Below are 13,910 nucleotides of genomic sequence, written 5' to 3'. Positions count from 1 at the left end.
TACTTTGTCCTTTGCATGGCATTCGAAGGTGCGGGGTGCCGGCTGGCGTGCGGGGGATGAGGCCAATCGATCCCCGGACGCTGTCCCGGCTGGCCCCGCACCTTCGAGGTCTGTTGTCATCTCATGCTGCTCGTGGCAGCTACTGCTCCTAGAAGAAGCCCAGCTTGTCTTCCGAGTAGGAAACCAGCAGGTTCTTGGTCTGCTGGTAGTGGTCCAGCATCATCAGGTGGTTCTCGCGGCCGATACCCGAGGACTTGTATCCGCCGAAGGCCGAGTGCGCCGGGTAGGCGTGGTACTGGTTGACCCACACGCGTCCGGCCTGGATGGCGCGGCCGGCACGGTAGGCCACGTTGCCATTGCGGCTCCACACCCCCGAACCCAACCCGTACAGGGTGTCGTTGGCGATGGAGATCGCGTCGTCGTAGTCCTTGAACTTGGTCACCGCGACCACCGGCCCGAAGATCTCCTCCTGGAAAATGCGCATGTCGTTGGTGCCCTCGAAGATGGTCGGCTGCACGTAGTAGCCGCCGGAGAGCTCTCCGCCCAGATCCGCCCGTCCCCCGCCGAGCAGCACCTTGGCGCCCTCGGACTTGCCGATGTCCATGTAGGAGAGGATCTTCTCCAGCTGGTCGTTGGATGCCTGGGCACCCATCATGGTGTCGGTATCCAGCGGGTGTCCCTGCTTGATGGCCTTGGTGCGGGCCACCACATCGCCCATGAAGCGGTCATAGATGCTTTCCTGGATCAGCGCACGCGATGGGCAGGTGCAGACTTCGCCCTGGTTCAGCGCGAACAGCGTGAATCCTTCCTGCGCCTTGTCGTAGAAGGCGTCATCCTTGGCCGCGATGTCCTCGAAGAAGATGTTCGGGGACTTGCCGCCCAGTTCCAGGGTGACCGGGATCAGGTTTTCCGACGCGTACTGCATGATCAGCCGGCCGGTAGTGGTTTCGCCGGTGAAGGCGATCTTGCGGATGCGCTTGTTGGATGCCAGCGGCTTGCCGCATTCCACGCCGAAGCCGTTGACCACGTTCAGCACGCCGGCTGGAAGCAGATCGCCGATCAGCTCCATGAGCACCAGGATGCTGGCAGGGGTCTGCTCGGCGGGCTTGAGCACGATCGCGTTGCCGGCAGCCAGAGCGGGGGCGAGCTTCCAAACGGCCATGAGCAGCGGGAAGTTCCACGGGATGATCTGCCCGACCACGCCCAGCGGCTCGTGGTAGTGGTACGCGGTGGTGTCCTCATCGAGCTGGGAGAGGCTGCCTTCCTGGGCGCGGATGGCGCCGGCGAAGTAGCGGAAGTGGTCCACTGCCAACGGGAGGTCGGCATTCAGGCACTCGCGGATCGCCTTGCCGTTATCCCAGGTCTCGGCCACGGAGAGCATTTCAAGGTTTTCCTCGATGCGGTCCGCGATCTTGTTCAGGATGACTGCGCGTTCGGCCGGGCTGGTCTTGCCCCAGGCGCCAGCCGCCGCATGCGCCGCGTCCAGTGCTACTTCGACGTCCTCTGCGGTGGAACGGGCCACCTCGCAGAAGACCTTTCCGGTGACCGGGGTGATGTTCTCGAAGTACATGCCCTTGACCGGGGCTACCCATTCACCGCCGATGTAGTTCTCGTAGCGCGGCTTGAAATTGACCAGTGTTCCATCGGTATTCGGGTTTGCGTAAACCGCCATTGCTCCACGTCTCCTTAATCGGATGTCCTGGCCGCGACGGCATCATCGCGGAACCATGCTTGTGACTCTAGTCACATAAAGGTTGCAGGCAGGTTGCAACGGACGTGCATGATGCCCGTAGCGGCAACTCCGGGCCTAGCGGGTGGATCGGCAATGCCCGGGAACCTAGTTCTCGATGGCCTGGACTTCGGCGACGACAAGTGAGCGCGCTGGGGATTGCGCGGGCAATTCCCGCAAGGCCGCACGCAACAGGCCCGGGTCGGCAAGCTGGCGGCCCAGGTTCAGCAGCTGATGCGCAGTTCCTCGATCCAGCACCATTTCACGCAGCGCAGCTTCGGTCCGGTACAGCAGCGCAACGATCCCTGGCGCCTGGGAGCGGGCCAGCAGGCCCGGCGAGTACAGCGGCAGGGCCGTATCGAGATCACCCTGCTCCAGGGCATGCCATAGGCGGCCAAGGGTCGTATGCAGGTCCCACTGAAGGCGGTATGGGCGTGAAGTCAAGGCACGCCCGCCTGGGCCTGCGAGCACCTTGCGCAGCCTGACAATTTCGGCGCGGACCGTGCCTTCGGCCGCAGCATCAGGACGTTCGAACAGCTCTTCCACCAGCTGAGCAGTGCTCAAGCCCTCCCGGTAATGCGCCAGGAGGGTCAGGATCTCTGCATGGCGGAGGGAAATCGGCGCGGATCCCAGATGGGCCCCGTCAGAGCGCCCCAAGTCCAGGTAGTCGGGGTCGGCGACGACTCCGGCACCTGGCAAAAGCAGCTGCGTTTCCGCAGCCATGACCGCCGCCTGCAACAGCGGCAGGGAGTGCGTGGCAATGGCTTCCGGTCCACCGGTCAGGTCTATTGCGCCAATCACCTGCCCCGTGCGCGGATCGCGAATCGGTACCGCCGAGCAGCTGTAGCGGTGGGCTTGCTCGTAGAGGTGCTCAGCCCCCGACACTTGCGAGCCGGTCCCGGTTGCCAGCGCCATGCCCGGCGCGGATGTGCCAACACTCTTTTCCGCCCAGTCGGCACCTGCCATGAAGCCCACGTGCTCGGCTTGGCTCATTGCGCCATTTCCACCCGCCACCCACAGCAAGGTGCCGCCAGCATCCGCAAGAGCCACCAAGAGATTGGCATCCGCGGCAGCGGGGACCAGGAGCTTTTCGAAAACGGGCCAGATTCGCTGGAGCTCGCTGCGCTCGCGGGCGAGACGCAGGTGGTCATCGCTCAGTACCGACGGAACGCGGAGATCAGCAGAATTCTCCAGTGACCGCTTCCAGGATTCACGCACGTCATTGCGCAAGGGGAGGTCGGTAACACCGGCGCCACTGGACCCCAAAAGCTCATGGGCATGCTGAGCGCGACGCGATGCGCCAGGCCAATCAATGGCGAACCCACTCATGCAATCCCCTCGCTAGCAAGGCTTATTCTCCGCAGTTCCCACAAGCCTAGGCGAAGGGCCGGGCCTTGAGAAGAGCCCGCCTTGCCCCGCAAATCCGATTAGGTGATAAATCATCCGGAATTACGTCAAAAATCAGGCGATAAGTTGACTAGAAATTTATCTTCGGCAATTTCCGGGATTCCCCTTTACCAGCCGCAACGAAGGGAGTAACATACAACCAAATGGTTGTATATGAGTTGAGCGAAGAACAGGTGAACAAGGTCTTCCGCGCCTTGGCAGATGCCACACGAAGGGACATCGTGCGGCGGACGCTTCACGCCGAGGTCAGCATCACGGATCTGGCGTCAAGCTACGACATGTCTTTTGCCGCAGTGCAGAAGCACGTTGCCGCGCTGGAAGCCGCAGGCCTGGTCAGGAAAATCGCACGTGGCCGCGAACGCATCGTTCGCGGGCAGCCGGATACCATCCGGCATGCGCAAGAACTACTTACTTCCCTCGAGGATATCTGGCGCCAACGCATCAGCCGGCTCGATGATTTCCTCGCCGACGAGGCTACCTAAGGAGCATTCCCATGCCTGTCACATCCGTTGTCAAAGATTCCGAAGCCCTCTCACTGACTGTCCATGCAGAATTCCCGGTCAAAGTTTCCCGTCTGTGGGATGCCTATCTGGACGCCCGGCAACTTGAAAAGTTCTGGGGGCCGGTGGAATACCCGGCAACTTTCACCCGGCACGATGCCGCCCCTGGTGGCCGTTCGAATTACCACATGACTTCTCCCGAAGGCGAAGAATTCCACGGATACTGGATCTGGAACGAAGTCGTCGAGCACAAATTCTTCGAGGTCAGTGACGGCTTTGCGCACGCCGATGGCACGCCCAATACCGACTTGCCGGCCAATCGCATAGTCTTCACCTTCGATCCGACATCCGAGGGAACGAAATTGACCATCACCTCCACCTTCGACTCCGCCGAGGACCTGGAGCAGGTCGTAGCAATGGGCATGATCGACGGCACCCGTTCGGCCATGAGCCAGATCGAGCAAGTCCTCATCGACCTGCGCAATTATGCCGAAGATTTCATCACCGACGCACAGATCCTGTCGGACACCCAGGTGCGCATTACCCGCGTGGTTCGCGGGTCAGTGGCGCAAGTCTGGCAGGCCCACCATGACCAGCGGCTCATGAAGCGTTGGATGCTCGGCCCCGACGGATGGCAGTTGGCTGAATGCGTGACGGCGCAAGAGGCCGGCGAGACCTACCGGTACTGGTGGGAACCGCTATCTGCCGATGACGGCTCCGGTTTCGGTTTCACTGGAACCGTGCTTGAAACGCTGCCCCAATCCTACGAGCGGACCACGGAGCAAATGATCGGCACCGATTACCCGGCCACGGTGAATGAATTAACGCTGACACCCAACCAGGGCGGTACCCTGCTGACGATCCTGATCACCTACCCAGATGCGCAAACCCGCGACATGGTGCTCGCCACCGGAATGACCGACGGGATGGAGGCCAGCTACGCCCGGCTCGAATCGATTCTCTAAAGGGCGATTCGCCCCACATCCGGCGCCTTGGCGCGCGCAAATATGGAAGACTTAGACCCATGAGTTCTCAGAATGCGCGCGCAGGCCTGGACAAGAAGGCCGAACAGGTTCAGGAAATGTTTGACAAGCTGGCTCCTCGCTACGACTTGCTCAATACCTTGATGACCGGCGGCATCGTGAACTACTGGCGCAAGATCACCACCGAAGCGATCGCGCCAAAGCCCGGCGAGCGCATTCTCGACCTCGCCGCAGGTACCGGCACCTCCTCGGTCCCGCTCGCGGAAGCCGGCGCTGACGTCACCGCCTGCGACATGTCCCACGGCATGCTCGATGAGGGCCGCAAGCGCTACCCGCAGTTGAACTTCGTCTACGGAGACGGAACCGACCTGCCGTTCGAGGACAACACCTTCGATGCAGTGACCATCTCCTACGGTCTGCGCAATATCGCGGATACCGAGAAGGCCCTGTCCGAAATGCGCCGCGTGGCCAAGCCCGGTGGACGGATCGTCGTCGCCGAGTTCTCCACTCCGACCGTCGCCCCGATCAAGACGGCCTACAAGCAGTTCCTGCCACGCGCCATTCCTGCGCTGGGCTACTTGGTTTCCCCTAACCCGACCGCTTACGCCTACTTGGCTGAATCCATTGCAGCTTGGCCAGACCAGGACGAGCTGGGCGCCAAGTTCGTCAACGTTGGCTGGAAGAACGTGGAATACCGCAACCTGACCGGTGGCATCGTCGCGGTGCACCGCGCCTGGAAGTAGCACTTCTCCAGAATTTTCCTTCTGGCCCGCAGCCGAAATGACGGATGCGGGCCAGAAGCTTTAAAGCACTGGTTCCGCGGCGGCGGGCTGTGTCTTTCTGCCGGCCCAGCTGGCATGCTTGTGTCCGTGAGCCAGATACCAACCGAATCGCACCGCCCCGCGATGAGCTGGAAGCTGCTGCCGGCTTCCCTGCTCTCGGGTTCCGCAGTGTTCCTCTTCGGCGCCGAAAACGACCTGTTGGGCTACGGCCTGCTGGCGCTGAGCCTGCTGTGCGCGGGGTTCATCGACCGCAGGCTTGCACGGCATCTGGGACTCATCGCAACCGGTTTGGTGGTCATCAGCCTGGTTCCATTGAATGCCGACCTGAGCCTGGGGCATATGGCATTAATGGGTGGCGCGCTGGCCGCGGCAGTCCTGCTGCCCTGGCTGATCTCGCGCTTCGCCTTGCGCGAGCAGATCATCAAGTTCCCGGTGAACATCGGCCGCAAGTGGCCGCTGGCAGCGAAGCTGTACTTGCTGGGGGTGGTGGCGCTGGGCTTCTTCATCCTCCCGGTGTACCTGATCAGCACCGGCGCCTACCAGAACTGGCCGGATGCCTCGGACCCAGTCATCTTCTGGCGGCTCTTCCTCGGAGTTAATTCGGTGGGCATCTGGGACGAGCTGTTCTTCATCTGCACGGCATTCGCATTGCTGCGCCAGCATTTCCCGGACTGGCAGGCCAACCTCCTGCAAGCGGTGATCTTCTCCTCCTTCCTGTGGGAGATCGGCTACCAATCCTGGGGGCCGTTGCTGACCTTTCCCTTCGCCCTGCTGCAGGGGTATACCTTCAAGCTGACCAAGTCCTTGTCCTATGTAGTTAGCGTGCACCTGATCTTCGACTTCGTCCTGTTCCTCGCGCTGGTCCACGCGCACAACCGGGAATGGCTCCCGATCTTCTTGTACTGAGGGGGTTAACACCCCAATTCCCCCCTGCTACACTCGTTGGCATGGATACCTACTGAGCCAGCCGATGACCCCGCATCGATTCCCAACGGTGCATCTTGTTCATTTCGGCTACCGGCTTCGGTATCCTTTTCCTTTCCGGCTCCCCTGCGGGGTTGAGCCAATTCTGCGATCCCCCAAGCCGGCAGCCCCTTCGCATTCGCGGGAGGACCTGCATGTCTTTGACACCACCAATTACCCTGAACAACCTCAGCTTTTCCTGGCCCACGGGAGAAAGCGCCCTGGCCAATCTGGACGGCACGTTTCCATCCGGGCGGACCGGCTTGATCGGCGCCAACGGCAGCGGCAAATCGACGTTGCTGAAGCTGATCGCCGGGCAGCTGCGCCCAACGAGCGGAACGGCAGAAACGAACGCACCGCTGAGCTACCTGCCGCAAACGCTGGCTCTGGAACAGGACACGACCGTCGCCCAGCTGCTGGGGGTGCATCAGGTCCTGGCGGCTTTGGAAGCTATCGAGTCCGGCAGTGTCGACCCAGCGGATTTCGATGCGGTGGGCGCGAACTGGGATGCCGAAGCCCGGGTTCGAGCTGAACTGGCGCCGCTGGGCTTCGACGGGCTGGATCTGGGCCGCCAAATCACCACCTTATCGGGTGGGGAGGTCATGCTGCTGGCGGTACTGGGCCTGCGACTGGCCGATTCGCCGATCACGCTGCTCGACGAGCCGACGAATAACCTCGATCGCCCTGCCCGTGAATTGCTCTACGACCTTGTACGTGCCTGGAAGGGCACGCTGGTTGTGGTGAGCCACGATATCGAGCTGCTCGAGCTCATGGAGCATACGGTGGAGCTCTACGACGGGAAGCTCAGCGTTTTCGGAGGGCCCTACAGCTCATACCGCGAGCAGCTTGAAACCGAGCAGCAGGCGGCCGAGCAGGCAGCCAGAACTGCCCAGGCCTCCCTGAAAGTGGAAAAGCGCCAACGGGCAGAGGCCGAAACGAAGTTGGCGCGGGCCAAGCGCAAGGGTCGGGCCACCCAGCTTTCCGGAGGCATGCCGAAGATCCTGGCCAACCACCTTCGCCAGAAATCCGAGGCGAACGCCGGGAAGATGCGTTCAAACCTGGATGGCAAGGTCGATTCGGCCCAGGCCAGGCTCGACGATGCCGATCGGCGGGTTCGGCAGGCCGAGCACATCAGCATCGAGCTGCCCGATCCCCGGTTGCCCTCGGGCAAGCAGGTCGCGGCGCTAGGTGCAGAAGATCACCAGTTCATCATCCAGGGAGCCGAACGCGTGGGCCTTGTCGGCCCCAATGGTTCCGGGAAGACCCGGCTGCTCCAGCAGATGCTCGCCGGCGAAGATCCCGGCCCCGGACCGGGCGGAACGCTCTTCGTGGACCGGGTCGGGTACCTGCCCCAGCGCCTGGACGGCCTGGATGGCCAACTAAGCGCGATCCAGAACGTGGCGCTGGTGGCGCCAGCAGCAACCGCGAACGACGTGCGCAATATGCTTGCCCGGTTGCTGCTGCGCGGGGCCAGCGCCGACCGGCCAGTGGCGGCGCTTTCCGGCGGCGAGCGTTTCCGGGTCCATCTGGCGACGTTGCTGCTGGCAGAACCAGCCGCGCAGCTGCTCATCCTCGATGAGCCCACCAATAATCTGGATATGGACAGCGTGCGCCAGCTCAGCGAAGCACTGGGCGCCTATAAGGGCGCGTTGCTGGTAGTCAGCCACGATCAGCATTTCCTGTCGCAGCTGGATCTGGACTATTTGCTGGAGCTGGATGCGCAGGGAACCTTGGCGAAGTCCTACCCGAATCCAGTTTGCTAACCCCATGGCGGTGCGCTGCCGGTTTAGACTTGTTCAAAGCACACCGCCAAGGACCCCGAAAGCAAGTTGAGTATGTCCTACCCCCAGCGCACCGTCGAAGTCGTCAAAAGCGGCCTCGTGATCGACCAGTCCGCAACCCTGCTCTGGCAGGACATCAAACGTGCCTTCATCTATGAAACGGGTTCCGGCCAGGAAATCCTTACCTGCGCAGAATTCATGCTGGTCGAAGGGTACAGCGTGGAGATCAATAGCCAGATGCCCGGCTGGGACATGGCCATTGAGCACTTGCCGCAGCGCATCGAGAACCTGGTCGACGAACGCTAGAAACCGCTAGGAGCACCCATGGCTACGATTGTTCTTTTCCATCACGTCCAGGGCCTGACCCCCGGGGTGCAGGAGATGGCCGCAGAATTGCGCGCCGCTGGCCACACCGTGCACGCACTGGATCTGTACGCCGGCAAGCTGCCCAAGGATTTCGATGCCGGGATGCGCATGGCAGGCAAGCTGACCGCGGACAAGATCCAGGACCGCGTGGACAAGCTATTTGGCAAACTGCCCGAAGAGCTGGTCTACATCGGCACTTCCTGGGGCGCGGCCCTGGCCCAGCAGTGCGCGCAGCAACGTCCCGGCGCCATCGCCGCGATCCTGCTCGAATCCTTCGTGGATCTGGACGCCGACTGGAGCTTCGGGCCGTGGCCGGAAAATGTCCCGGTGCAGATCCATGGCATGGACCAGGACCCGTTCTTCGCGAAGGAAGGCGACCTGGAGGCAGCTCAGCGCTTCGTTGAAGCAGAGGGCGGCGATATCGCCCAGCTCTTCACCTACCCTGGCAAGCAGCACCTGTTCACCGACAGCTCGCTTCGCTCGCATGATCCAGAAGCTCGCGCGTTGGTGATGGAACGCATGGTCAAGTTCCTTCAGCCCTACGTCTAGCACGAGGGCAGTCCGCTGGTTCCATGCCGGACAATAAATCGAAAAACCGGACCCGGCTTGCGTTAGCAAGCCGGGTCCGGTCTCATTTTGTGCGCCCTGCGGGGATCGAACCCGCGACCAATGGATTAAAAGTCCAGTGCTCTACCAGCTGAGCTAAAGGCGCACGGCACAAGGCCAAAATCCATACTACCTGATGGACCGGCATGAGTATTAATCGGCGTATTCCGCAATTCGGCAACCCGTAATTTCCGATGGATCTTGGGGTTTGCAAGCTAAATCACTTGTTGGCGCAGAACTCAGGATCAGCGAGTATTCTGGAGCGCATGAGAGGTGCACGTGCAGGATCAAAAGTTGCCCAGGATGCGGGATTCCGCCATCACAAACCACGCCCCTTCGCCCCGGCAGATTTCGAGCCCTACGAGGGAGGCGCTGATCCGGCGCGCGTATCCGAGGCAGCCCATCTGTCCGCCCAGGCTTTCGTGCAGCGCGGCATTGCCAACAACGACCCCGAAGTTTCACGCCGGCTGATTGCGGTGGCCGAAGAAGAAGGGCTGGAGGTGCTCGCGCAGCTGTGGAGCGAGGCTCCGGCCCGCTCCCTGCCAGGTGCCCTGTGGCGCCTGTATGCGGTTCGCGCGGCAACGATGAGCAAGCCCGAGGTGCATTCTGCACGCTTCCAGGCTGGAGCCCATCGGGCCCAGGTCGAACGCATCGTCGCCGGAGTGGCCGAGCCGCCGACCGCCGAGGAGATGAAGAAGATGACCGGGTCGATTCTCTCCGGCGCCTTCGACGGCGACTTCGCCCACGCCTTGGAACGCACCGCCGCCTATTGCCGGGTACTGGCGTTGGGCATGACCGAGCATGCCGATGCCGCGGATTTTTCCAGCAGTGATCGGGGAACCAAGCTGACCCAGCAGGCCAAGGCCCTGATGGGCACCGCCGTGGATCTGGAAGCCTGCGCCCGGCTTTGGCGCCATGACGCATTGGACTGAAACATGATCCCGCGCCCTTAGGATGGGTTGAGGAAGTTGCCCCTCAATTTTAGGCAGGTGGGTGTGGGCGCCGCATCGAGGACCAACTCTTCAGGGCACGTACGCTGGTTGCTGATCCTGATCGCAACGGCGCTGCTTTCCCAAACGGCGCTGAACCTCATTCGTCCGGTGACCACCTACAAGCTCATCTCCTTCGGCTCCGGCGAGTTCACCGTCGGCGTGGTGACCGCGGCCTATGCCATCCTCCCGCTGTTCACCGCAATGATGCTGGGCCGGGCCAGTTCGCGAATCCGCAGGATCCGGTTCCTGATGGTTGCCGGCGTGGCCCTCTTGGCCGCTGGCGGCATCGGCATCAATTTCTCCCCGAATGCCTTGACCGTGGCGCTGGCCAGTGCCGTGCTCGGGCTCGGGCACTTGATGTTCACCATTGGCGGGCAATCCTCCATTGCCCGGTTCTTCCCCGACAGCGATCTGGACAAGGGCTTTGGCTGGTTCACGGCCGCCTACGCGGCTGGGCAATTCATCGGGCCGCTGATTGGCGGATTGGTGCTCGGCTCCGGTACCGATGCCGTCTCCCCTGAGCGCATCGCCGGCATCAGCCTGTCGCTGTGGATTGCGGCCGGGTGCTCGCTGCTAGCTGTCCCCTTCTTGCTTCCGAGCTGGCAGCCGAGGATTTCCAAGACGGCGCCGCAAACCCGCCCGGCGAAGTCCGAAGCCTCCATTCCCTCGGTCTTGCGCATCAAGGGCATGGCTTCGCACATGTTCGCCTCGATGACCTTGCTGGCCATGCTGGACATCCTCACGGCCTTCTTGCCGCTGGTGGCGGAGAAACATGGCGTCACACCCGAAGATGTTGGTGTGCTTTTGGCCATTCGAGGTTTCGCTTCGGTAGTTTCCCGGCTGTTCATCCCCAAGCTCTCGGCCCACTTCGAACGCAACCACCTGCTGGTCACCAGTTTGTACATTTCGGGCATAGCCATCGCGCTGGCCCCGATCTTCATCGATTCGCTGTGGGCCTCCGGGGCCGCGTTGCTGGTCGGCGGCTTCTTCCTGGGCCTGGGCCAGCCGATGACCATGACCATGATTTCCACCTCGGTGCCGGCGGTGGACCGCGGTGCCGCATTGGCCGTGCGGCTCATGGGAAACCGGGTCGGACAAGTAGCTTTGCCGATCATCTCGAGTACGGTCGCCGCGGGTTTGGGGCCGGCGGGAGCGATCTGGTTCTGCTGCGCGCTGCTCTGCCTGAGCGGAGCGGAGAAGAGCGTGCGCCGCTAGCGTGAGAAAAGGCACGAGCGCCGCCCTGCGGTTGACAGCACACCGGTAGGGCGAGAACACTAGGTAACGGTGCCGGGCCGCTGGTAACCCCGGGCTCCAAAATTCTGCCGCTTCGAGCGGCCTTCCGCCGAGAGGCGTTCCCGGTCCGGCACCTTCAAATACCCGGTGTTAACTTCCACGTCGTAAACTGTTCTGCATTGGTACCAAAAGCCGTCGAATCGAATGGTGCGCCGTAAAGTGAAGTTCCAGATCTTTCCCTCCGCCTCGCGCGGCATCGAGTTGCTGTGCGGGTTGACGACGACCATTCGCACCTCCGTTGCCAATGTCGCCGAGATGATCGGTTCACCCGATACCCGTGCGGACCAGCTGCGGGATCTGGCCTCCGCGGAAGCCGAGGCCTCCGATCTGGTGCACGCGGTGCTCACCCACCTGCGAACCAGCTATATCAGCCCGCTTCCCCGCGAAGACATGTACACGCTTTCGCGCTTGCTGCACGAAACCATGGAACAGCTGCGCGGCACCGGCGAACTGATCATGACCGTTGGCTCCACCCCGCTTTCCGAGCGTTCCTCGGAGCAGCTTGAACTCATTTCGCAGCTGGCCGAGCTGGCCTCCGATTCGGTCCAGCGCCTGCATAACCTCGATGACCTGGAAGACAACTGGCTGCAGATGCTGCAGTTCTCCAAGCGCGCGGCCCGAACCCACCTGGTGTGGGTCAATGAGATCGCGAAGTTCGCCAAGCCAGGGACCATCCACCGCCACCAGCGCGTGGCCGACCACCTGATGCTTACCGCCAACACCCTGCGCCAGTTCGCGGACCACCTGGGTCGCGTGCTGGTGAAGGAGTCCTAGGGGAAATGACCATCCTTTCGGTCCTCACCGGATTCGCGATCGTCCTGACCCTGGGCTATGGCGTGCTCAACGGCTTCAGGGATTCCTCTACGGCCGTTGCGGCCTCCGTCCGCACCAGGGCGCTGCGCCCGGCCATTGCGGTCTCTGTGGCGGCGGTATTCGCCTTCCTCGGCACCTTGGCGACCTCAGGGCTGAGCGTGGCGCTGGTGGACAAGCTGAACTTCAACCTCCCCGATGGCGTCGTCGGATTGAAGCTGCTGATCTGCGGCCTGCTGACCGCCGGCGCGTGGGGCCTGTATTGCTGGTGGCGCGGCCTGCCGGTCAGTTCCACCCATGCGCTGTTCTCCGGCTTGGTGGGCGCCAGCGGCGCCTCGGCTTTCATGGGAGATCTGTCCATGTCCGGGGCCTGGGGTCTGCTGCTCGGCTCGGTGCTGCTGCCCATGCTGATCACCCCGGTCATCGCCTACCTGTTGTCCTATGCGCTGGTGATTCCGGCGACCTGGCTGATGCGCCACAACTCCTCGCGTTCGGTCAACAACGGCTCGCGCGCAGGCCAGGCCATCACCGCCTGCGCCGTGGCCCTGGGACTGGGGCTGCAAGATGGCCAGCGCACCGGCGCGATGATCGCACTGGTGCTGATCACCGGTCATGCAATGGACCCGGGGCCCGTGACATGGGCTATCCAGCTGGCCGCGGCCTCGGCACTGGGGCTTGGCGTGCTCCTGGGCGGATGGCGCATCACCTATACGCTCGGCCGCCGGCTGGTGAACTTCGATCCGCTGCGCGGCATGATCGCCCAGGGCGTAGCCGCGGCAATGCTGTTCCTCGGCTCGCTTGTCTTGCACCTGCCGCTGTCCACCACGCAGGCGGTAACCAGCGGCATCGTCGGTGCCGGCAATAACCAGTCTTTCGAATCGGTGGTGTGGCGCAATGTCACCAAGGTGCTGCTGCACTGGGTGCTGACCCCGATTGCCTGCGTTGCCTGCGGCGCGATTCTCACGCTGGCGGTGCACCCGCTGCTGGGCAACGCCTAGTCTTCGCCCGGAATGAAGAGGTCTTCGATCTTGCAGCCGAAGACCGCTGAGAGCTTGAATGCCAGCGGCAGGGACGGGTCGTAGCGGCCTTTTTCGAGCGAGATGACGGTCTGCCGCGAGACGCCCAGCAGGTCGGCCAATGCTTGCTGGGAGAACCCGCGTTCCCTGCGGTATGCACTGAGATTGTTCTCCACTAGCTTTCTGCCCGCTTAATGATGAAATAGCGGATTCCGAAGTCAAGCAACGCCAGCAGCACGACACCAGCCAGAACGAGGCCAAGTGATGCTTGGATCTGAATGAAGGAGAACACTGCGCCACCGAGGCCGCAAACTAACAGCAAATCCTGGAACACTCCGATGGCAGCTCGGTCATACCACTGGCTCTCCACCGATATCTCGGGGTTCCTTGTGGCACCGCGCAGGGTGTCGCGATCCAGCAGCAACGCCCAGCAAGCTGTAGAAAGCACCGGCAGCAAGCCAGCGGCCATCAGCAACGCTGCCAAGACGAAATGCTCCGGGGCGTTCAGCCGGGCGAAGAGCACACCTGCACCGGCTGAAAGCACGGCCCCTGCGCTGAGGCTGACGGCAATCAGGGCGGCCGACCCGCCACCGAAGCGCGAACGGCCCCATTTGCTCTGGCCAACTGCTTTTGAATCCATCGTTGTCCCCTATCCCTATTGATGTAAACCTCACTTTACTGC

Annotated in this window: 15 protein-coding genes and 1 tRNA gene; 11 read left to right on the top strand and 5 right to left on the bottom strand. The window is 62.4% G+C overall.

Annotation, left to right across the window (positions count from 1 at the left end; all coding sequences use genetic code 11):
* Positions 1-148: 148 nt before the first annotated feature.
* Both adh and ACIP6G_RS17540 read right to left on the bottom strand, forming a co-directional pair.
* Complete coding sequence (adh, locus tag ACIP6G_RS17545) at positions 149-1,672, bottom strand: aldehyde dehydrogenase (protein WP_400291556.1); 1,524 nt, start codon at positions 1,670-1,672, stop codon at positions 149-151.
* Positions 1,673-1,837: 165 nt separating this feature from the next.
* On the bottom strand, positions 1,838-3,058 hold the full coding sequence (locus tag ACIP6G_RS17540; RefSeq protein WP_400291555.1) for a GAF domain-containing protein: 1,221 nt from the start codon (positions 3,056-3,058) through the stop codon (positions 1,838-1,840).
* Between the two features lie 221 nt (positions 3,059-3,279).
* Here ACIP6G_RS17540 and ACIP6G_RS17535 point away from each other — a divergent pair, with 221 nt between their 5' ends.
* The 7 genes from ACIP6G_RS17535 (at position 3,280) to ACIP6G_RS17505 (ending at position 9,060) form a co-directional block, all read left to right on the top strand.
* A complete protein-coding gene (locus ACIP6G_RS17535) occupies positions 3,280-3,618 on the top strand; it encodes a helix-turn-helix domain-containing protein (RefSeq protein ID WP_332731787.1) in 339 nt (112 codons plus the stop codon).
* Positions 3,619-3,629: 11 nt separating this feature from the next.
* Positions 3,630-4,601, top strand: coding sequence for an SRPBCC domain-containing protein (locus tag ACIP6G_RS17530; RefSeq protein ID WP_400291553.1), 972 nt, complete (start codon positions 3,630-3,632; stop codon positions 4,599-4,601).
* 59 nt (positions 4,602-4,660) lie between these two features.
* Complete coding sequence (locus ACIP6G_RS17525; protein WP_105658990.1) at positions 4,661-5,362, top strand: demethylmenaquinone methyltransferase; 702 nt, start codon at positions 4,661-4,663, stop codon at positions 5,360-5,362.
* 162 nt (positions 5,363-5,524) lie between these two features.
* Positions 5,525-6,307 carry a CPBP family intramembrane glutamic endopeptidase gene (locus ACIP6G_RS17520; protein ID WP_400291588.1) on the top strand — a complete coding sequence of 261 codons (783 nt, stop codon included), beginning with the start codon at positions 5,525-5,527 and terminating at the stop codon, positions 6,305-6,307.
* A 212-nt stretch (positions 6,308-6,519) separates the two neighbouring features.
* Positions 6,520-8,127, top strand: coding sequence for an ABC-F family ATP-binding cassette domain-containing protein (locus tag ACIP6G_RS17515; RefSeq protein WP_332594989.1), 1,608 nt, complete (start codon positions 6,520-6,522; stop codon positions 8,125-8,127).
* A 72-nt stretch (positions 8,128-8,199) separates the two neighbouring features.
* On the top strand, positions 8,200-8,451 hold the full coding sequence (locus ACIP6G_RS17510) for a hypothetical protein (RefSeq protein WP_105658992.1): 252 nt from the start codon (positions 8,200-8,202) through the stop codon (positions 8,449-8,451).
* 18 nt (positions 8,452-8,469) lie between these two features.
* Complete coding sequence (locus tag ACIP6G_RS17505) at positions 8,470-9,060, top strand: dienelactone hydrolase family protein (protein WP_400291550.1); 591 nt, start codon at positions 8,470-8,472, stop codon at positions 9,058-9,060.
* A 90-nt stretch (positions 9,061-9,150) separates the two neighbouring features.
* On the opposite strand, the gene ACIP6G_RS17500 is transcribed toward ACIP6G_RS17505, so the two are convergent.
* Positions 9,151-9,223, bottom strand: a tRNA-Lys gene (locus tag ACIP6G_RS17500).
* A gap of 160 nt (positions 9,224-9,383) precedes the next feature.
* On the opposite strand from ACIP6G_RS17500, the gene ACIP6G_RS17495 reads away from it, so the two are divergent.
* The 4 genes from ACIP6G_RS17495 to ACIP6G_RS17480 all read left to right on the top strand — a co-directional run bounded on the left by ACIP6G_RS17495 (position 9,384) and on the right by ACIP6G_RS17480 (position 13,210).
* On the top strand, positions 9,384-10,049 hold the full coding sequence (locus ACIP6G_RS17495; RefSeq protein ID WP_400291548.1) for a hypothetical protein: 666 nt from the start codon (positions 9,384-9,386) through the stop codon (positions 10,047-10,049).
* Between the two features lie 63 nt (positions 10,050-10,112).
* Positions 10,113-11,324: an MFS transporter gene (locus ACIP6G_RS17490; RefSeq protein ID WP_400291546.1), complete on the top strand. Its 1,212-nt coding sequence runs from the start codon at positions 10,113-10,115 to the stop codon at positions 11,322-11,324.
* 237 nt (positions 11,325-11,561) lie between these two features.
* On the top strand, positions 11,562-12,176 hold the full coding sequence (locus ACIP6G_RS17485; RefSeq protein ID WP_286134404.1) for a hypothetical protein: 615 nt from the start codon (positions 11,562-11,564) through the stop codon (positions 12,174-12,176).
* Positions 12,177-12,181: 5 nt separating this feature from the next.
* Complete coding sequence (locus tag ACIP6G_RS17480) at positions 12,182-13,210, top strand: inorganic phosphate transporter (RefSeq protein ID WP_105658997.1); 1,029 nt, start codon at positions 12,182-12,184, stop codon at positions 13,208-13,210.
* On the opposite strand, the gene ACIP6G_RS17475 is transcribed toward ACIP6G_RS17480, so the two are convergent.
* A complete protein-coding gene (locus ACIP6G_RS17475) occupies positions 13,207-13,404 on the bottom strand; it encodes a helix-turn-helix transcriptional regulator (protein ID WP_105658998.1) in 198 nt (65 codons plus the stop codon). The two genes, ACIP6G_RS17480 and ACIP6G_RS17475, sit on opposite strands and share 4 nt — an antisense overlap.
* Positions 13,404-13,868 carry a hypothetical protein gene (locus tag ACIP6G_RS17470; RefSeq protein ID WP_134778933.1) on the bottom strand — a complete coding sequence of 155 codons (465 nt, stop codon included), beginning with the start codon at positions 13,866-13,868 and terminating at the stop codon, positions 13,404-13,406. Before ACIP6G_RS17470 ends, ACIP6G_RS17475 begins: the two co-directional genes overlap by 1 nt.
* Between the last annotated feature and the right edge of the window lie 42 nt (positions 13,869-13,910).

This window comes from Glutamicibacter sp. NPDC088483, assembly GCF_044753145.1.
Classification (GTDB): Bacteria; Actinomycetota; Actinomycetes; order Actinomycetales; family Micrococcaceae; genus Glutamicibacter.
The sequence above is the reverse complement of the archived record's forward strand: the minus strand, read 5'-3'. Positions and strand labels throughout refer to the sequence as shown.